Genomic DNA, 18,709 nt, shown 5'->3' on the forward strand with positions numbered 1-18,709 from the left:
TTCAGGTCGGTTGCTGCACAACGATGGACGGGAACTTGCCCGCCATGTCGCGCGGAAGCGCGGCGACGCTGGCCGCCAGCTTCCGGGCAATGCCGCGGTACAGCGCCGCGGCTTCGCTGCCGGCGTCCGACACCACGGTCGGCGTGCCGGCGTCCGTCTGCTCGCGGATGGCGAGCGTCAGCGGCAGGCTGCCCAGCCACGGCGTGTGGTACTGCTCGGCCATGCGCCGGCCGCCGCCCTCGCCGAAGATGTGTTCCGCGTGCCCGCACTGCGAGCAAATGTGAATGGCCATGTTCTCGACCACGCCCAGGATCGGCACCTCGACCTTCTGGAACATGCGCAAGCCCTTGCGCGCGTCCAGCAGGGCCACGTCCTGCGGCGTGGTGACGATGACCGCGCCCACGACCGGCACCTTCTGCGCCAGCGTCAGGGCCACGTCGCCGGTGCCCGGGGGCATGTCGACGATCAGGTAGTCGAGGTCGCGCCAGTTGGTCTGGCGCAGCAGCTGCTCCAGGGCCTGCGTGACCATGGGGCCGCGCCAGATGGCGGGCGAATCGGCGTCGATCAGGAAGCCGATGGAATTGGCCTGCAGGCCATGGCCGGTGAGCGGCTCCATGCTTTTGTTGTCCCGGCTCTCGGGACGGCCGGAGATGCCCAGCATGGTCGGCACGCTGGGGCCGTAGATGTCCGCGTCCAGCAGGCCGACCTTGGCGCCCTCGGCCGCCAGGGCCAGGGCCAGGTTCACCGCCGTGGTGCTCTTGCCCACGCCGCCCTTGCCGGAGGCCACTGCAATAATGTTGCGCACGTTGGGCAGGGGCTTCAGCCCCTTCTGCACCGCGTGCGCGGCCACCTTCCAGCTCACCGAGACCTGGGCGCCCGGCGCGCCGGCGCCGGCCAGCGCCGCCTCGGCGATGCCGCGCACCTGGTCCTTGACGCCGTCGGCGGGATAGCCCAGCTCCAGGGCCACCGCGACGCGGTTGCCGTCCAGCTGAATGTCACGATCTTTTACAGAAACACCCAAATCCAAACCGGTATTCGGGTCTTGCGCGGCGCGCAGCGCGGCGCGGATGTGTTCTATCGTTATACTCATATCACTGTGGTTCCGTAGGCAGCGCGGCTTCTGCGGGCCGCCATCCCCTAAAGGATAGCGGATACCCGGGAACCTTTCGCTGCGTTTTGCATCCGATCTTCATGACCAACACACTTATCCGCTTCTTTCGTGCCGTCCTATTCGCCGCCCTGGCCTTGATCGGCATGGCGATGGCGCTGGTCTTCATGCTTTCCACGGCGATCGCCGTGGCGATCCTGTACGTGGTCGCCAAGGTGCGCGGCAAGCCTTTCGGCGTTCGCGCCTATTGGAGCCAGCGCCAAGGCGCCCGCCCGGGGCCGTTCCAGTCCGGCGCCGCCCCGTTCGCCACGCAGCCGCGCGGCGACGTGATCGACGTCGAAGCCCGCGAAATCCGCTGACGGCGGCTTCCCCGATGCCCGCGGCGCAAGCGGGCCGCGGCGGCACGCGTCCGCAGGGCCGCGACGCCGGCATTCCCGCCTATCCCTCCCGCCCCTGATTCCCGCCTGATCCGCGCGCCGCGACAGGCGGATCGGCCATCGATGGGCCGCCTCCGGACGCCCCATCCGGCACGTCCCCGCCGTTGCCCTAAAATGGCCGGCCAACCCCCTTTTCCCTCAACCCTCCATCGACAACCATGTCTCGCACCCTTTTTGTCACCACTGCGCTGCCCTACGCCAACGGATCTTTCCACATCGGCCACATCATGGAGTACATCCAGGCCGATATCTGGGTTCGTTCGATGCGAATGGCGGGCCACACGGTGCACTTCGTGGGTGCGGATGACGCGCACGGCGCGCCGATCATGCTGAAGGCCGAGAAGGAAGGCATCACGCCCCAGGCGCTGGTGGCCCGCTATGCCGCGGAGCGCCCGCAGTACCTGGACGGCTTCCACATCCGTTTCGACCACTGGCACTCCACGGACTCCGCCGAGAACGTCGCGCTGTCGCACGACATCTATCGCGCGCTGAAGGCCCAGGGCCTGATCGAAACCCGCTCCATCGAGCAGTTCTACGATCCGGTCAAGGGCATGTTCCTGGCCGACCGCTACATCAAGGGCGAATGCCCCAAGTGCCACGCCAAGGACCAGTACGGCGATTCCTGCGAAGTCTGCGGCGCGGTCTACGCGCCCACCGAGCTGATCAACCCGTACTCGGCCCTGACCGGCGCCACGCCCGTGCTGAAATCCTCGGACCACTTCTTCTTCAAGTTGTCCGATCCGCGCTGCGTGGAATTCCTGCAGCAATGGACCACCGGCTCGAATGCCGCCGGCGGCAAGCACCTGCAGCCCGAAATGCTGGCCAAGACGCGCGAATGGCTGGGCGCCGACGACGGCGAAGCCAAGCTGGGCGACTGGGACATTTCCCGCGACGCGCCCTACTTCGGCATCGAGATCCCCGACGCGCCGGGCAAGTACTTCTACGTGTGGCTGGACGCGCCGGTCGGCTACCTGGCTTCGCTGAAGTCGTATTGCGCGCTCAAGGGCCTGGATTTCGACGCGCTGCTCGACCCCGCCGGCAGCACCGAGCAGGTCCACTTCATCGGCAAGGACATCGTGTACTTCCACGCGCTGTTCTGGCCCGCGATGCTGAAATTCGCCGGCCGCAAGACGCCGGACGCCGTGAACGTGCATGGCTTCATCACCGTCAGCGGCGAAAAGATGTCCAAGAGCCGCGGCACCGGCATCTCGCCCCTACGCTACCTGCAGATCGGCATGAACGCCGAGTGGATGCGCTACTACATCGCGGCGAAGCTGAACGCCCGGGTCGAAGACATGGACTTCAACCCCGAGGACTTCATCGCCCGCGTCAATAGCGACCTGGTCGGCAAGTACGTCAACATCGCCAGCCGCGCCGCCAGCTTCATCACCAAGCATTTCGACGGCGTGCTGGGCTACTCCGGCGACACCGCCGCGCTGGCCGCGGAATACGCCGAACAGGCCGAGTCCATCCGCGCCGCGTTCGAGGCCCGCGAGTACAACCGCGCGATCCGCGAGATCATGGCCTACGCCGACCGCATCAACCAGGCTTTCGACACCGCGCAGCCGTGGGTCCTGGCCAAGGGCATCGGAGAGGCCAGCGACGAGCAAAAGGCCAAGCTGCAAGATATCTGCTCGCGCTCGCTGGCCGGCTTCAAGGCCCTGTCCGTCATGCTGGCGCCGGTGCTGCCCGCCCTCTCCGAACGCGTGGCCCTGGAGCTCTTCGGCGCCCAGGCGCCGTTCACTTGGGCGGACGCCGCGGTGCTGCCGCAACGCGTGGCGCCGTTCAAGCACCTGATGCAGCGCGTCGAACCGCAAATGCTGGAAGACCTGTTCGAGCCGCCCGCCGCTCCCGTGGTGGTGCCTGGCGGCGAACCGCTGGCCGACACCATCTCCATCGACGACTTCGCCCGCGTCGATCTGCGCATCGCGCAGATCGTCAACTGCGAGCAGGTGGAAGGTTCGACCAAGCTGCTGCGCCTGACGCTGGACGTGGGCGAAGGCCGCCACCGCAATGTGTTCTCCGGCATCAAGTCGGCCTACCAACCCGAAGACCTGATCGGCAAGCTGACCGTCATGGTGGCCAACCTGGCCCCGCGCAAGATGAAGTTCGGCGTGTCCGAAGGCATGGTGCTGGCTGCCAGCCATGCCGATGAGGCGGTCGACGCCGGCATCTACGTGCTGGAGCCGTTCCCCGGCGCCAAGCCGGGCATGCGCGTGCGCTAAGCCCGCAAGGCCGCGCCGCATGCGAAGAGCCCGCCGATAGGCGGGCTCTTCGTCATTGTGGCTCCTGCGGCGGCGTCCTCTGCCGCTACGCCCTGCTGGGCGCCAGCGCCGGATCCAGCGAAATGCGTTCGTCGAAGACGAAGCACTTGCCGTCGTAGCCCGGGCCGCCGGTTTCCTCGAAATACTTGAGGATGCCGCCGTCGAGCTGGTAGACGTTCTCGATGCCGGCTTCGTTCATGTAGATGGCGGCCTTCTCGCAGCGGATGCCGCCAGTGCAGAAGCTGACCACGGTCTTGCCTTCGAGCTCGGCGCGGTGCGCCTGCACCGCGGCCGGAAACTGCGTGAAGCGTTCGATGCGCCAATCGATGGCGTTCCTGAACGTGCCCTCGTCCACTTCGAAGGCATTGCGGGTATCCAGCATGACCACCGGCCGGCCCGCGTCGTCCACCCCCTGCTCCAGCCAGCGCGCCAGCGTCTGCGCGTCCACGCCGGGCGCGCGCCCCGCCTCGGGGCGGATGGCCGGGTGGTCCATACGGATGATCTCGCGCTTGATCTTCACCAGCAGCTTGCGAAACGGCACGGCCGCGCTATGGCTGAACTTCACTTCCAGGTCCGCGAAGCGCGCGTCGGCGCGCAGGGCCTTCAGGAAGGCGTCGATGCCTTCGGCCGCCCCCGCCAGGAACAGGTTGATGCCCTCTTCTGCCAGCAGGATCGTGCCCTTGAGCGCGGCCAGGCCGGCCTCCTCCAGCAGGCGCAGGCGCAACGCCGGCAGGCTGTCCAGGGAAACGAATTTGTAGGCGGCGATATTGACGACGGAAGTCATGGAAAAACGGCGTAAAGCGGGCGGGAAACCCGTAATAGTAATCGCTGCCCCCTGCGCCGCCCCCGCCCCGCCTTGACGGCGCTCAACGAGAGACGATTTCCTGCTCGACCACGGCGTCCAGCACCCAGCGGACGGACGACGGGTCCGCCCCCGGATCCGGATCCGGGAGCTCGACCACGCGCAGCCGATAGCGGATGCCCGGCTGGAACTGGAAGCCGGTGATTTCCCCCTGCCAAGGCTGCCAGGGCTGCGCGGCGCTGTCTCGCACCTGGTAGCACATGGCGCGGCCCGCGCTGGTGCTGCACGGCACCTTCTCGGCGTTCACGTACACCAGCTTGGTCGGCCCCTGCTGGCCGCCCGCGATGGGATCGGTCCGGCGGCCGAAATCCAGCCTGTCGCCGGTATCCAGCACCCAGGTCATGCGCTGGGGATTGTTGGCGTTGTCCACCGAGCTGGCGGTGATGCGGGCCATGGACGCCAGGAAATCCCGCTCCAGCCCCATGTTGCCGGGCGCGCAGGCCATCATCGTGGACACGGGGCGGTCGCGCACGATCAGCAGGCCGTTGGCGACCGTGTAGGAAGCGGTGTACTGGTTGCAGCCCGAATAGCCCGCGATGCGCGGCGCGCCGCGCTCATGGATGAAGCTGACGGTGAGCGGCCGCGAACCGGTGGACGGATGCGGCACGGGCCGCAGGGCGCCGCCCGGTTTCGTCCATCGCGCCAGGTCCCAGCCGGTCTGCGCCAGGAAATCCGAGGCCGCGGCGGGCTGGTAGCGGGGATCCTGCCCGGCCCCGGCCTGATGGGGCTGGGACGAGCAGGCGGCCAGGCCGACGGCCAGCAGGCAGGGCGCCAGCCGGCGCGAAAGCGCGAAAACGGTCATGGGGGGCTCCCGGAAGCCTACGGCGTCGGCGGATCCTGGCGCCGCGCGAATTCCAGCACGTCGCCGCCGCGCAGGTTGAAAGTGAGGTGCCGCGGGGCGCCGCCGTTGTCCAGCGTGAAGGTGTCGATGGAGGAGAGGCCGCGCAGGTAATCGGCTTCCAGGCGGGCGCGCTCGGGCGAGGCGCAGGCCATGCGCGTGGTGGCGGGCGCGTCGATGTAGAGCTTGCCGCCTTCCAGCTTGTACGAGCCCATGTAGCGGTTGCAGCCGGAGAAGCCGTTGACGCGGTATTGCTTGCCCTGGGCCAGGAACGTCAGGCGCACGGGCTCGCCGTTATCCCCATGGGGAATATCGCGCAGCGCGCCGCCGGGTTCGGTCCAGCGCAGCAGTTCCCAGCTGGTCTGGGCCAGCGAATCGGCGCTGCTGGCGGCATTGGCCGCGGCCGCGCCTTGCGGCCGCGCGCCGCCGGGCGATCCGGCGCATCCCGCCAATGCCGCGGTCAGAAGGCCCAGGCATAGCAGCCGATAACGCGTAGACATCAGGATAGGCATGAACGGGACTCCAAAGAATTGCGTCCCCCCACTGTAACCGCCTTGGACTAGGACGACTGTCTTCTCCGCCCAACAGCCGTATCCAAAAGCAGCACGGGGCCGCGGGCCGCCTCGCTCCGATGGCAGGGGCTTGCTGCATCGTAAGCCGCATGGCGGGGGTGGCGACCGACGCGCAGAATCAGTACGGGTCCCCCTCCGGCAGGACCTGGCAGCTCCAGGAACGGGGAGTCGGCCGCAAGTACCGCAGGTGTCCGGCTCCCCGCGGGGCCTCAAAAAAATATTCCTGGAGACACGGCGATGGGCTTCTTGAGAACCTTGTTGGCATTATCCGTGGTGCTCGACCATCTGGGCGGTGGCTATGCCGACCAACTGGTCGGCGGCAGGCTGGCGGTGCAACTGTTCTACGTCATCTCCGGCTTCCTGATTTCCTACGTCCTGACCGCCACCGACCACTACCAGGGCGCCGTGGGCAAGTTCTACGCGAACCGCTTCCTGCGCCTGTTCCCGATCTATCTGGCCGTCGCGGCCATGACGCTGCTTGCGCATATCGTGAGCGGCGGCGCGTTCTTCCGCATCTACGACGCCCTGCCCTTCAGCGCCGAACTGTTCCTGGTGCTGTCCAACATTTTCATCATGGGCCAGGACTGGCTGATGTTCTTCGGCATCGAGCATTCCGCGCTGGTGTTCACGGGCAGCTTCGCCCGCAGCGAGGTGCCGTTGTACCAGGGACTGCTGGTGCCCCAGGCCTGGACGCTGGGCGTGGAAATGAGCTTCTACCTGGTGGCGCCCTTCGTGCTGGGATCGCCGCGCCGGCTGCTGGCCCTGCTCGCGGCGTCGCTCGCCCTGCGCGGGATCTTGATCGCCACCGGCGTCGGCCTGAGCGACCCCTGGACCTACCGCTTCTTCCCGACCGAATTGGCGCTGTTCCTGATCGGCTCGCTGTCGCACCAGGTCCTGCTGCCGCGCTACAAGGCCTGGACGCTGAAGGTGAAGCGCCTGCCCGAACTGGGCGTCGCCGCGCTGGTCGGCTACTGTCTGCTGCACTTCTCGATCGGCATCAATCCGACCGTGCGCGACGGCCTGGCGGTGATGTTCTTCGCCGCGCTGCTGCCGCTGGCCTTCCTGTTCCAGTCCCGCCACCGGCTGGACCGGGTGATCGGCGAACTGAGCTACCCCATCTACATCTGCCATGCGCTGGTGATCATGTTCTTCACCTGGCTGCTCGACGAGATCAACGTGCATCAGCCCATGCTGTTCGCGGCCCTGGTCATCACGGGCTGTATCGGTTTCTCGGCGCTGCTCAACGGCCTGATCGCCGACCCGGTGGAGCGCCTGCGCAATCGGCTGCGCACGGACACCGGCGGGGCGGCGGACGACGGCGCGCAGGCGCCAGCGGCCGGCGCCGGGGCAAGGCTGCGCCCGACGACGCCAGCCCAGCCCCTGGGGTCTATTCGCCGCGTGCCTTGATGTAGGCGGCCAGCACCAGCTCGATCTGCCGCTTTTCCTGGGAGCTCAAGCGGCAGTAGGTCGCGTAGGAGACGGTTTCGAAGGGCCAGGCCGCCGGCGTGGGCATCTCGCCCGGGCCGGCCGCGCCGCCTTCCGGGTCCGGATTCAGCATCGGGCCTTCGCCGATGCTGAGCCACATGGGATTGACGCGCAGGGCGCGGGTCAGCTTGATCAGGGCGTCGCTGGACGGCTGCTGGCGCTGCCCGCTCTCGTAGTTGCCGATAGCGCTTTGCGACAGGTTGCTTGCGACCGCCAAGTCCTTTTGTGTCCATCCCTGAAGCATTCTTGCGTTGCGCAGACGATGGCTAAACGTGTCCAATCGATCGACCTGAGACATTATTAATATGGATTTATGTTTTTGATTAAAGCATCCCGATACTGACGCCAAATAAACGGATTGCGCCCCAATTGCCGGGCTAATCCGCAAATCGCGGCAGCGGGCGGCCGCAGGGCCTTTGCGCCCGCGCGCCTGCCGGGGCGCGGGCCGCAGACGCCCCGCAAAACCCATATCTATCATTGACTTAGATGGCTGCGCCTACGCCGGAGGCCGGCCGCGGCCGCGCGCGCCGGCCAGCGCGGGAGGTAAAAAGCTGCGCAAGTTTAGGCCCTTGATGTATCTGAAGTAGAAAATAATGTATCGGCGATACTTAATACGTTGTTGTCCCTAATTTCAAAACAAACAGTATTTCAAGCATTTCCCCGCCAATTGATGGCGCACCTAAGTTACCATCGGAAACTACAGAAACGTATCTTCACAAAAAAACACGCCCGTGTTTAAATAAAACACGGGCGTGACTTCCAAGCGGCATCGACGCGGGAAACGCCGCGAGCCGGCCGCAACGACCTGGGCACCAGGCTGGCCACGCGCCCATTCGAACAACACCGCCGGACGACCCCGTCCTGGAAGCATCAATGAACAACACGCTGGATGTCATATTTCTTGGCTACGACGACGCCAGACATGCCAGACTTGCCGAGGCCCTGTCGCACCTGGGTTTCAACGTCCGCCTCTGCCACGACCTGGCCAAGGTGTACGAACAGTATTTCCGCCGCCCCTGTCCCCTGATCATCCTGGAAGCGCCGCAACCCGACATCCACAACGCGGCCGTGCGGCTGCGGGCGGCGGACCGCGGCCTGGGCATCGTCGCCATCTCCGCGTTTCCCGACGCCGAAAGCCGGATCCGCACCTTGCTGTGCGGCGCGGACGCCTGCCTGCCCCCCGACGTCTCCGGGCTGGAGCTGGCCGCGGCGCTGCAGGCGCTGGTGCGCCGGGGCGCGGCCCACGAAAACGCCGACGCCGCGCCCGAGGCGCCCGCGCCGGGAGAGTCCGCGCAGGAAACCTGGCGCCTGGCCAACAAGGGATGGACGCTGATCAGCCCCGGCGGCCAGACCCTGGGCCTGACCACCGGCGAGCGCGACTTCCTGTCGCGCCTGGTGAATTCCCCCGACCGCAAGGTCAGCCGCGATGCCTTCCACGCCGACGGCGCGGACGGCGCCGAAGACGGCATGACGCGCCGCCGCTTCGTGGACGTCATGATCAGCCGCCTGCGGCGCAAGGCGGCCGCCAAGCAGATGGCCCTGCCGATCCGCGCCGTGCACGGCTGGGGCTACATGTTCGCCGCGGACATCGCGTTCGACCTGGACATTCGGGGGATGGGAGAAGAGGGCCGGCCGGATGCGCCGGACGACTGGCGCCGGGAGACGGCGGACGCGTCCTCGTGACGCGCCGGGCGGGCGGCGACCGGACGAAAAAAACGCGGCGCTGCCTCGAAAGGTTAAGACGCCGCGCTAAAACAACACGTGAACCTGGAGTCATCAGCCGGCACTGATGCCTACTACCTGGCCCACGCGATTCCAACATTCGTGCCTCATACTGCTCACGCACGGCCAGGCCGTGAACCCGAGCGGGGTCTCTAGTCCCCGCGCAAGCTGCAACGTGATCAACGCCGGACGATTCGTCCGCCTACGCAAACCGGCGGGCGCATCGCCCTTATCAGCGGCGATCCTTGCGGATAGCCGCGTGATGAACGAAGTTTAGGACTTCGGGCAGGTTTCCAGTAATTCTTTGTTGATAGTCTTCTATACATATCAGGTATAGGAGACCCCGCGGCAAGCACATCCTAAAATGGGCGCCAAAGGATCCCCCCAATGCCGATGATGCCCGTTCCCCTCATGCACCGCGTCCGCAAGGTGCTGGCGCTGTTCCCGCCCAACTGGTGCCTGGCCATCCTGGTGGCGCTCGACGGATACGCCTTCATGCACCCGGTGCTGCGCGAAGTGCGCGCGCGGGAATACTCGTTCTGGCTCGCCATCGACAACTGGCACGAGGTCATGCGGGTCGTCGGCCTGCTGGAGATCCCGCGCCTGGTCCTGGGGATGGGGTTGCAGGTCATCGCGCTGGGCCTGATCCTCAAGGCCCGCATCGCCTGGGCGTTCTCGCTGGTGCTGCTGATCGGGATCGGCACCTTCGCCATCCTGGACGACCACGGCCGCGCCGGCCTGGGCATCTACACCCTGGTCCTCGTCATCGCCCTGATCGCCTATTGGCGGCGGTTCGACCGGGCCAGCGTCACCGCCGGCTCGCTGTTCGCGGTGGTCAGCATGCTGTCGCTGCTGATCTACGCGGTGTTCGGCGCGCTCTACCTGGGCAATGAATTCAACCCGCCGATCCTGGACGCCGGCACGGCCTTCTACTTCTCCATCGTGTCCATGTCCACGGTGGGCTATGGCGACATCACGCCGCACAGCGGCACCGCCCGGCTGTTCACCGCGTCGATTATCATCCTGGGCATCACCATTTTCGCCACCTCCATCAGCGCGATCGCCGGGCCGGTGATCGGCGGCAATCTGAAACGGCTGGTCAAAGGCAGGTTCTCCACCGCCATGCGCAAGAATCACATCATCATCGCGGGCGCGACGCCCCTGGCGCTGAGCGTCTACGACGGCCTGCGCCGCCGGGGCGACGAAGTCACCGTCATCGTGCCCCCCGGCAGCGCGTCCGAATACCCGGCGGCGGCCGACCTGATCGAGGGCGACGCGTCCAGCGTCGACGTGCTGCACAACGCGGGCGTGGCCCGCGCCCGCTACGTGCTGGCCCTGCGCGACGACGACGCCGAGAACGCGTTCATCGTGCTGGCCGCGAAGGAAGCCACGGGCGATGCGGGCGCCAAGACGGTGGCGCTGGTCAATACCAGCAAGCACCTGGAAAAGATCCGCCGCGTGCAGCCCGACCTCGTGTTCTCGGTTCAGCTGCTGGGCGCGGAATTGCTGGCGCGCGCCATCAGCGGCGAACCCATGGACAGCCAGACCATCACCGACCTCTTCTTCACCAAGGCCGCGCCCGGCGGCAAGGCGGCCTGAGGGCGCTAGGCCGCGGCGCCGGGCGCCGTGCCGCCCGCGTACCACCGCGCGAACTCGGCCGAGGACATCGGCCGCGCAAAAAAGTATCCCTGGACGAAGGCGACGCCGCGCGCCTGCAGGTAGTCGAACTGGTGCTGGGTTTCCACCCCCTCCGCCACCACCGCCAGCCCCAGCCGGCCCGCCAGCGTGATGATCGCGTCCAGGACCGGCGCCTCTTCCCCCGTCGTTTCGATGGCCTGCACGAACCCCTGGTCGATCTTCAGGTAATCCACCGGGAACTTCTGCAGGTATGACAGCGAACAGTGGCCGGTGCCGAAATCGTCGATGGCCACGCGCAGCCCCTGGGCGCGCAGGATGTCGATATTGCGCCGGGCCTGGCCGTCGTCTTCGATCAGGCTGCGTTCCGTGATCTCCAGCACGATCAGCGGGCGGCGCGCGGCGACGCCCGCCGCGAAGGCCTGGATGTCGGACACGAGCGCGGCGCTGGACAGGTGCTCCGCCGCGATGTTCACGCCGATATGGAAGTCCGGCGGCGTCGGCCAGGCGCGCACATCGCGCTCGATCAGGGCCAGCAGGTGGCGGGTCAGCGCGATGATCATGCCGTCGGCCTCGGCCGCCGCGATGAAGACGTCGGGGCGCACGGGGCCCACCCTGGGCCGCTCCCAGCGCATCAGGGCCTCGACGCCTTCGCAGCGGCCCGTGGCCAGGCCGTAGATCGGCTGGTAATGCACGTGGAATTCATTGCCGCGCATGGCCCGGCGCAACTGCTCGCGGAACGACCGGCGAACGGCTTGCAGGCGGTAGGCGCCCAACGCCAGGCCCGCGCCGACCAGCAACGCGACCGGCAGGTAGGTCAGCATGGACCGCGACCAGGCCTGCACCACTGCTTCCGACGGCCCCCGGATGTTGACGGTGAGGGTCGCGCCGCCCGGTTCGGTCAGGGTGTCGTGGTACAGCGGCATGGCGTCCCGAGGCCCGCGCCCCCAGGATTCGCTGCGGATCGGAGCGCCCTGGCCGACGATGAGTTCGAGTTGCAGATCGCCCATGGTGGCAACGGCATCCAGCAGATCCTGCACGTAGCGGCCGTCGACCTCAACGATGCCGCTGTAGCCGTCCTCGCGGGATTTGCCGAACAGGACGGCGGGGCGGTCGGGCGCCAGCGGCGTGCCGGCCACGGTCCGCGGCCAGCCGTCGGCCGAAATGCGGACGGGCCAGCGGCTGAAATCGTCGACCGAGGCGTCCACCCCGCCCAGGGCCGACGAGCAATAGACGCGGCCGTCGCGGGCAAGTATCAGGGAGCGGAAATAGGGATTCAGGGCGCCCCAGCGCTGCAGGTCCGGCAGCAGTTCGAGGCACGGGCCGGAGGCCAGCGCCGCCACCCGCTCCAGCATGTCGCGGGACTGGGAGAGGATTCTTTCGGCCTGCACGCGCACGATGCGGGCCGCGGTTCCGGCCTCCAGGCGCTGCGCCTGGTTCGCGTGCAGCCAGGTCCATCCCACGCAGACGAGGACGGGCAGCACCAGGGCCAGCGCCACCGGCAGGTAACGCCAGGACGGCGTTCCGGCCGTCATTCCCGTTATAGGCATATCGCCTCTCGCCGCATAGGTCGTCCATGGCTGCCGCAAGCTCAGCCTGGATAGGACACCAAGGCGCTGGCAACGTCAAGAAGCGGGGCCGCTTCCAGGACCAGGTTGCCCGGGCGCCGCTGGCGCCTTCAGCAACTCGCAGATCAGCGCCACGTGCGCCTGGCGGCGCTCCGGCAGGTCGAGGCGCTCGCCGGGCCCGAGCAGCGCGGACATGACGAGGGTGTGGACGATGGGCGACAGCAACAGCCAGGGGTGGTCCCGCGCCACGCAGTCGCCGCAAAGGCCGCGGGCCCGGGCGCGTTCCAGCAGCCGGGCGATGTCGGCCTGGTGGGCCGCGGCGGTGTCGTTGCGCCAGCGCGCGGCCAGGTGCGGCACACGGCCGCTTTCGGCCAGCAGCAGGCGCAGGGTGCTGACCATGGCGGGGTTGCCCAGGCTGACGTACAGGTGGTTGACGATGCGCTCGGCCAGATGGCGCGGGGTCGCCGCGCCGTCCACGACGGCGTCCACGTCCAGCCGGGACGGGCTCAGGTGGCGCGCCAGCAGGGCCTCGAACACGGCTTCCTTGCTGTCGAAATGGGCGTACAGCCCGCCCTTGGACAGGCCCGCGCGCAACGCAATGTCGTCCATCCTGGCGCCGGCATAGCCGGCGTGGGCGAACTCCTGCAGCGCGGCGTCGAGGATCTGCCCGACCCGCACGGCCTGCGGAAGACGACGACGCTGTGTGTTCATGCTGCTGCTCCCTTCTTGCATACGGCTCATTAAAAACCGACCGGTCAGTCGCTAACTTGATCCTGGTCAATGAATATGCAGGCAGGCATAGGCACAATACGGACATGACTTCGGTGTCGGGTCCGTCCCGAGGCGTGCCATCTAGCCTGCCTGCCCCGGATCGGCCCCCGGCGCCACGCGCTGGAGAGACTTCGCATGACACGCCGCCCGTTTCCGGCCACGATCGCCGCGCGCTTTGCCCCCGCAGCCCTGCTGGCGCTGCTGGTCAGCGGCTGCGTTTCGCTGGCGCCCGATTACGACCGCCCCGCCCTCCCCGTGCCCGCCACGTACGCGCCCGAAGACGCGGGCGCCGCGGCCCCGGCCACGGCGGCTGCCGAAATCGCCTGGCGCTCCTACTTCCCGGACCCGGTGCTGCAAGGCCTCATTTCCACCGCCCTGGACAACAACCGCGACCTGCGCAACGCGCTGCTGCGCGTCGAAGAGGCCCGCGCGCTGTACGGCATCCAGCGGGCGGACCAGTTCCCCACCATCGGCGTGCAGGCCGACGGCTCCCGCGCCCGCGTGCCGGGCGACCTGAACTTCACCGGACAGCCGCAGGTCTCCAGCCAATACCAGGTCGGCGTCGGCATGGCCAGCTGGGAACTGGATTTCTGGGGCCGCGTGCGCAACCTGAAGGATGCCGCCCTGCAGAACTACCTGGCCTCGGACGCGGCCGCCCGGGCCACCACGCTGAGCCTGATCGCGGAAGTGGCGGACAGCTACCTGTCGCTGCGCGAGCTGGACGAACGCCTGGCGCTGACCCGCGAGACCATCGCCTCGCGCGAGGAATCGCTGCGCATCTTCCGCCGCCGCTATGAAGTGGGCTCCATCTCGAAGCTAGACCTCACGCAGGTCGAAACCCTGTGGCAGCAGGCCAAGGCCCTGGGCGCCGACCTGGAACAGGCCCGCGCCGAACAGGCCCACGCGCTGGAGCTGCTGGTGGGCGCGCCGCTGGACCTGCCCCGCCTGCCGCCCCGCCTGGACGACGACGCCGTCATGCGCGACCTGCCGCCCGGCCTGCCTTCGGAACTGCTGGTCAACCGCCCGGACATCGTCGCCGCGGAACACCGGCTGAAGGCCTCGAACGCCAATATCGGCGCGGCCCGCGCGGCCTTCCTGCCCAGCATCACCCTGACCGGCGCGTTCGGCACCGCCAGCGCCGAGCTCGACGGGCTGTTCTCGGGCGGCAGCCGCGCCTGGAACTTCGCGCCCAGCATCAGCCTGCCGATCTTCGACGCCGGCCGCCGCAGCGCGACCGTGGACCTGGCCGAAGCGCGCCGCGACCAGGCCGTGTCCAGCTATGAACAGACCATACAGGTGGCGTTCAAGGACGTCTCCGACGCCCTGTCCGCCCGGCGCTGGCTGGCGGAACAGGTGGAGGTGTTGCGCGCCACCGTGGCGGCGCAGAGCGAGCGCGCCCGCCTGGCCCAGCTGCGCTACGACCACGGCGCCTCCCCGTACCTGGAAGTGCTGGACGCCCAGCGCGACCTGCTCGCGGCCCAGCAGAAGCTCGCACAGACGCGCCGCGCGCTGCTGTCCAGCCGCGTCAGGCTGTACGCGGCGCTGGGCGGCGGCACGCAAGCCTCCCTTCCGGCCCAGGCCGCCGCCGGCACGACCGAAGCCAGCCCCCGATAACCAAGAACCTAGGATCCTCCGATGCGCCTGCCCACCCGAAAACTGATCCCCGTCCTGGTTGCCCTGGCCGTTGCCGCCGCCGGTTACTACGGCTGGCGCATGCTCTCCGATACCGGGCCGGGCGATGGCTTCATCAGCGGCAACGGACGCATCGAGGCCACCGAGATCGACGTTGCCGCCAAGCTGGCGGGCCGCGTGCAGGAGGTGCTGGCGGTCGAAGGCGATTTCGTCACCGCGGGCCAGCCGCTGGCGCGCATGCAGATCGATACGCTGCAGGCGCAGCGCGAAGAAGCCCAAGCCCAGCACCAGCAGGCGATCAATGCGGCCGCCAGCGCCCGCGCCCAGGTGGCGCAGCGGGAAAGCGACAAACTCGCGGCCGAGGCCGTGGTGGTCCAGCGCGAAAGCGAGCTGGACGCGGCCCGGCGCCGTCTGGCCCGTTCGGAAGCCCTGTCCAAGGAAGGCGCATCGTCCATCCAGGAGCTGGACGACGACCGCGCCCGCGTGCGCAGCGCCCAGGCTGCCGTGCATGCCTCGCGCGCGCAGGTGAACGCGGCCCAGGCCGCCATCGAGGCCGCGCGCGCCGCCCAGATCGGCGCGGAGTCGGCGGTCACGGCGGCCCAGGCCACCATCGCCCGCATCGAAGCCGACATCGCCGACAGCGAACTGCGCGCGCCGCGCGACGGCCGCGTGCAATACCGCGTCGCGCAGCCCGGCGAAGTGCTGGGCGCGGGCGGCAAGGTGCTGAACATGGTGGACCTGTCCGACGTGTACATGACCTTCTTCCTGCCCGAGCAGGCGGCGGGCCGCGTGGCCATGGGCCAGGACGTGCGCATCATCCTGGACGCCGCGCCCGAATACGTCATTCCCGCCAAGGTCTCCTTCGTGGCGAGCACGGCCCAGTTCACGCCCAAGACCGTGGAAACCGCCAGCGAGCGCCAGAAACTGATGTTCCGCGTCAAGGCCCAGATCAGCCCCGAGCTGCTGCAGCGCCACCTCAAGCAGGTCAAGACCGGCCTGCCCGGCGTGGCCTGGCTCAAGCTTGACGCGGACGCCCAATGGCCCGCCAATCTGGAAGTCAAGGTGCCGTGATGGCCCCCGCCGAGACCGCCCCCGTCGTCACGCTGTCCGACGTCAGCCTGCGCTACGGCAGCACGGTCGCGCTGGACGGCATCACGCTCGACATTCCCGCCGGCCGCATGGTGGGGCTGATCGGCCCCGACGGCGTGGGCAAGTCCAGCCTGCTGGCCCTGGTGGCCGGGGCGCGCAAGGTGCAGGAAGGCAAGGTCGAGGTGCTGGGCGGCGACATGGCCGGCAGGCGGCACCGCGACGCCGTGTGCCCGCGCATCGCCTACATGCCGCAGGGCCTGGGCAAGAACCTGTATCCCACCTTGTCGGTCGAGGAGAACCTGCAGTTCTTCGGCCGGCTGTTCGGCCATGACGAGGCCGAGCGCCGCCGGCGCATCGACAGCCTGACCCGCAGCACCGGCATGTCGGCCTTCCTGTCGCGGCCCGCCGGCAAGCTTTCCGGCGGCATGAAACAGAAGCTCGGCCTGTGCTGCGCGCTGATCCATGACCCCGACCTGCTGATCCTGGACGAGCCCACCACCGGCGTGGACCCGCTGGCGCGCGCGCAGTTCTGGGACCTGATCAACCAGATCCGCGCCGAGCGCAGCGGCATGAGCGTGATCGTGGCCACGGCCTACATGGACGAGGCCGAGCGCTTCGACTGGCTGATCGCCATGGACGAAGGGCGGGTGCTCGCCACCGGCACGCCCGCCGAACTGGAACAGCGCACCGGCGCGGACTCCCTGGAAGCGGCCTTCATCGCGCTGCTGCCCGAGGCGAAGCGCCGCGGCCACAAGCCCGTGGAGATCGTGCCGCTGGAAGTCGGCGACGATGCCGAGATCGCCATCGAAGCGCGCGACCTCACCATGAAATTCGGCGATTTCGTCGCCGTGGACCACGTCAACTTCCGCATCCGCAAAGGAGAGATCTTCGGGTTCCTGGGCTCCAACGGCTGCGGCAAGTCCACCACCATGAAGATGCTGACGGGCCTGCTGCCCGCCAGCGAAGGGCAGGCCTGGCTGTTCGGCGAGGAAGTCGATCCCAGGAACATCGATACGCGCCGCCGCGTGGGCTATATGTCGCAGGCCTTCTCCCTGTACGGCGAACTGACCGTCAGGCAGAACCTGGTGCTGCACGCCCGCCTGTTCCACGTGCCCGAGGCCGATATCCCGGGCCGCGTGGACGAGATGGTGGAGCGCTTCGACCTGGGCGACGTGCTGGACGCGCTGCCCGAGAACCTGCCCATGGGCGTGCGCCAGCGGCTGTCGCTGGCGGTGGCCATGGTGCACCGGCCCGAACTGCTGATCCTGGACGAACCGACCTCGGGCGTGGACCCCGTCGCGCGCGACGGGTTCTGGCGGCTGCTGATCGAGTTGGCGCGCCAGGACCAGGTCACCATCTTCATCTCCACGCACTTCATGAACGAAGCGCAGCGGTGCGACCGCATGTCGCTGATGCACGCGGGCAAGGTGCTGGTGAGCGCCTCGCCCGACGAGATCACCCGGATGCGCGGCGCGAAGACGCTGGAAGAGGCCTTCATCGCCTACCTGATCGACGCCGGCGCCGGCACCAAGGCGGAAGACGCGGCGCCCGACGCCGCCGGCCCCGCCGAGCCCGAGCCCGCCGCCGCGCCGGAGCGCCGGGGCTTCAGCCTGCAGCGCATGCTGAGCTATATGTGGCGCGAGTCGCTGGAACTGCGCCGCGACCCGGTGCGCGCGACGCTGGCCCTGGCGGGATCGCTGCTGCTGATGTTCGTGATGGGCTTCGGCATCAGCATGGACGTGGAGGACTTGCGCTACGCGGTCATGGACCGCGACCAGACCGGGCTGAGCCAGAACTACAGCCTGAACCTGGCCGGCTCCCGCTACTTCATCGAGCATCCCCCCATCAAGGATTACGCCGACATGGACGCGCGCATGCGCAGCGGAGAGTTGTCGCTGGCGATCGAAATCCCGCAGGGGTTCGCCCGCGACGTGCAGCGCGGCGCCAGCGCGCAGATCGGCGTCTGGATCGACGGCGCGATGCCGCAGCGCGCCGAGACCATCCGCGGCTACGTCCAGGGCATGCACCAGGGCTGGCTGATGCAACAGGCGCGCGAGCGCCTGGGCGCCGACGCCACGCTGCCCGTCAGCGTCGAAACGCGCTTCCGATACAACCCCGACGTGCGCAGCCTGCCCGCCATGGTTCCGGCCGTGATTCCCCTGCTGCTGCTGATGATGCCGGCGATGCTGACCGCGCTGGCGGTGGTGCGCGAGAAGGAGCTGGGCTCCATCATCAATCTGTACGTCACGCCGGTGACGCGGCTGGAGTTCCTGCTGGGCAAGCAGGCGCCCTACGTGGCGCTGGCCATGCTGAACTTCCTGCTGATGACCCTGCTGGCCGTCACGCTGTTCGGCGTGCCCATCACTGGCAGCTTCCCCACGCTGCTGCTGGCGGCGCTGATCTACAACGTGGTGGCCACCGCCATCGGCCTGCTGGCCTCCACCTTCACCCGCAGCCAGATCGCGGCGCTGTTTTTCACCATGATCGGCACGCTGGTGCCGGCGGTGCAGTTCGCGGGGCTGCTCAACCCGGTCTCGTCGCTGGAAGGCGCGGGGCGGCTGATCGGCCAGATCTATCCCGCCACGCACATGCTCACGATCAGCCGGGGCGTGTTCAGCAAGGCCCTGGACTTCTCGAACCTGCAGGGCTCGTTCTGGCCCCTGCTGGCCGCGATTCCGATCGTCCTCGGCGCCTCGGCGCTCCTGCTGAAGAAACAGGAGACCTGA

General features: G+C 68.2%; 15 protein-coding genes. 8 read left to right on the plus strand and 7 right to left on the minus strand.

Translation table 11 applies throughout. From position 1 onward, the window contains the following. Position 1 precedes the first annotated feature (1 nt). Complete coding sequence (gene apbC / locus ADE01S_RS02705; RefSeq protein ID WP_062679922.1) at positions 2–1,090, minus strand: iron-sulfur cluster carrier protein ApbC; 1,089 nt, start codon at positions 1,088–1,090, stop codon at positions 2–4. A 101-nt stretch (positions 1,091–1,191) separates the two neighbouring features. Here apbC and ADE01S_RS02710 point away from each other — a divergent pair, with 101 nt between their 5' ends. After that, on the plus strand, positions 1,192–1,467 hold the full coding sequence (locus ADE01S_RS02710) for a hypothetical protein (protein ID WP_062680115.1): 276 nt from the start codon (positions 1,192–1,194) through the stop codon (positions 1,465–1,467). Positions 1,468–1,703: 236 nt separating this feature from the next. After that, positions 1,704–3,770 (plus strand): methionine--tRNA ligase, encoded by a 2,067-nt coding sequence (metG, locus tag ADE01S_RS02715; RefSeq protein ID WP_062679923.1) that lies wholly within the window; start codon positions 1,704–1,706, stop codon positions 3,768–3,770. Positions 3,771–3,855: 85 nt separating this feature from the next. On the opposite strand, the gene ADE01S_RS02720 is transcribed toward metG, so the two are convergent. The 3 genes from ADE01S_RS02720 to ADE01S_RS02730 all read right to left on the minus strand — a co-directional run bounded on the left by ADE01S_RS02720 (position 3,856) and on the right by ADE01S_RS02730 (position 6,021). Then, the gene (locus ADE01S_RS02720) at positions 3,856–4,593 is read right to left on the minus strand and encodes a sulfurtransferase (protein WP_062679924.1); all 738 of its coding nucleotides are present in this window, start codon (positions 4,591–4,593) and stop codon (positions 3,856–3,858) included. An 82-nt stretch (positions 4,594–4,675) separates the two neighbouring features. Then, complete coding sequence (locus ADE01S_RS02725) at positions 4,676–5,473, minus strand: META and DUF4377 domain-containing protein (RefSeq protein WP_062679925.1); 798 nt, start codon at positions 5,471–5,473, stop codon at positions 4,676–4,678. 17 nt (positions 5,474–5,490) lie between these two features. Next, complete coding sequence (locus ADE01S_RS02730) at positions 5,491–6,021, minus strand: META domain-containing protein (RefSeq protein ID WP_062679926.1); 531 nt, start codon at positions 6,019–6,021, stop codon at positions 5,491–5,493. A gap of 315 nt (positions 6,022–6,336) precedes the next feature. Between ADE01S_RS02730 and ADE01S_RS02735 the strand changes: the two genes are divergently transcribed. Further along, positions 6,337–7,488: an acyltransferase family protein gene (locus ADE01S_RS02735; protein ID WP_332459834.1), complete on the plus strand. Its 1,152-nt coding sequence runs from the start codon at positions 6,337–6,339 to the stop codon at positions 7,486–7,488. On the opposite strand, the gene ADE01S_RS02740 is transcribed toward ADE01S_RS02735, so the two are convergent. Next, positions 7,469–7,864: a helix-turn-helix domain-containing protein gene (locus tag ADE01S_RS02740; protein WP_082775667.1), complete on the minus strand. Its 396-nt coding sequence runs from the start codon at positions 7,862–7,864 to the stop codon at positions 7,469–7,471. The genes ADE01S_RS02735 and ADE01S_RS02740 overlap by 20 nt on opposite strands. 575 nt (positions 7,865–8,439) lie before the next feature. On the opposite strand from ADE01S_RS02740, the gene ADE01S_RS02745 reads away from it, so the two are divergent. Beyond that, on the plus strand, positions 8,440–9,249 hold the full coding sequence (locus ADE01S_RS02745; protein ID WP_062679929.1) for a response regulator transcription factor: 810 nt from the start codon (positions 8,440–8,442) through the stop codon (positions 9,247–9,249). Positions 9,250–9,681: 432 nt separating this feature from the next. Next, complete coding sequence (kch, locus tag ADE01S_RS02750; RefSeq protein WP_370511522.1) at positions 9,682–10,887, plus strand: voltage-gated potassium channel protein; 1,206 nt, start codon at positions 9,682–9,684, stop codon at positions 10,885–10,887. Positions 10,888–10,892: 5 nt separating this feature from the next. Here the strand turns inward: kch and ADE01S_RS02755 are convergent, their stop codons facing one another. Both ADE01S_RS02755 and ADE01S_RS02760 read right to left on the minus strand, forming a co-directional pair. After that, positions 10,893–12,473, minus strand: a complete 1,581-nt coding sequence (locus ADE01S_RS02755; protein WP_242663351.1) for an EAL domain-containing protein — start codon at positions 12,471–12,473, stop codon at positions 10,893–10,895. 75 nt (positions 12,474–12,548) lie between these two features. Continuing rightward, positions 12,549–13,202 carry a TetR/AcrR family transcriptional regulator gene (locus tag ADE01S_RS02760; protein ID WP_082775685.1) on the minus strand — a complete coding sequence of 218 codons (654 nt, stop codon included), beginning with the start codon at positions 13,200–13,202 and terminating at the stop codon, positions 12,549–12,551. Between the two features lie 195 nt (positions 13,203–13,397). On the opposite strand from ADE01S_RS02760, the gene ADE01S_RS02765 reads away from it, so the two are divergent. Genes ADE01S_RS02765 through rbbA form a run of 3 tightly spaced genes read left to right on the plus strand, consistent with a single transcriptional unit; the run spans position 13,398 to position 18,709 of the window. Then, positions 13,398–14,876, plus strand: a complete 1,479-nt coding sequence (locus ADE01S_RS02765) for an efflux transporter outer membrane subunit (RefSeq protein WP_062679933.1) — start codon at positions 13,398–13,400, stop codon at positions 14,874–14,876. A gap of 21 nt (positions 14,877–14,897) precedes the next feature. Further along, positions 14,898–15,965: an HlyD family secretion protein gene (locus ADE01S_RS02770; RefSeq protein WP_062679934.1), complete on the plus strand. Its 1,068-nt coding sequence runs from the start codon at positions 14,898–14,900 to the stop codon at positions 15,963–15,965. Then, a complete protein-coding gene (rbbA, locus tag ADE01S_RS02775) occupies positions 15,965–18,709 on the plus strand; it encodes a ribosome-associated ATPase/putative transporter RbbA (RefSeq protein ID WP_062679935.1) in 2,745 nt (914 codons plus the stop codon). The genes ADE01S_RS02770 and rbbA overlap by 1 nt, the downstream gene beginning before the upstream one ends.

It is taken from the genome of Achromobacter denitrificans NBRC 15125, assembly GCF_001571365.1.
GTDB lineage: Bacteria > Pseudomonadota > Gammaproteobacteria > Burkholderiales > Burkholderiaceae_B > Achromobacter > Achromobacter denitrificans.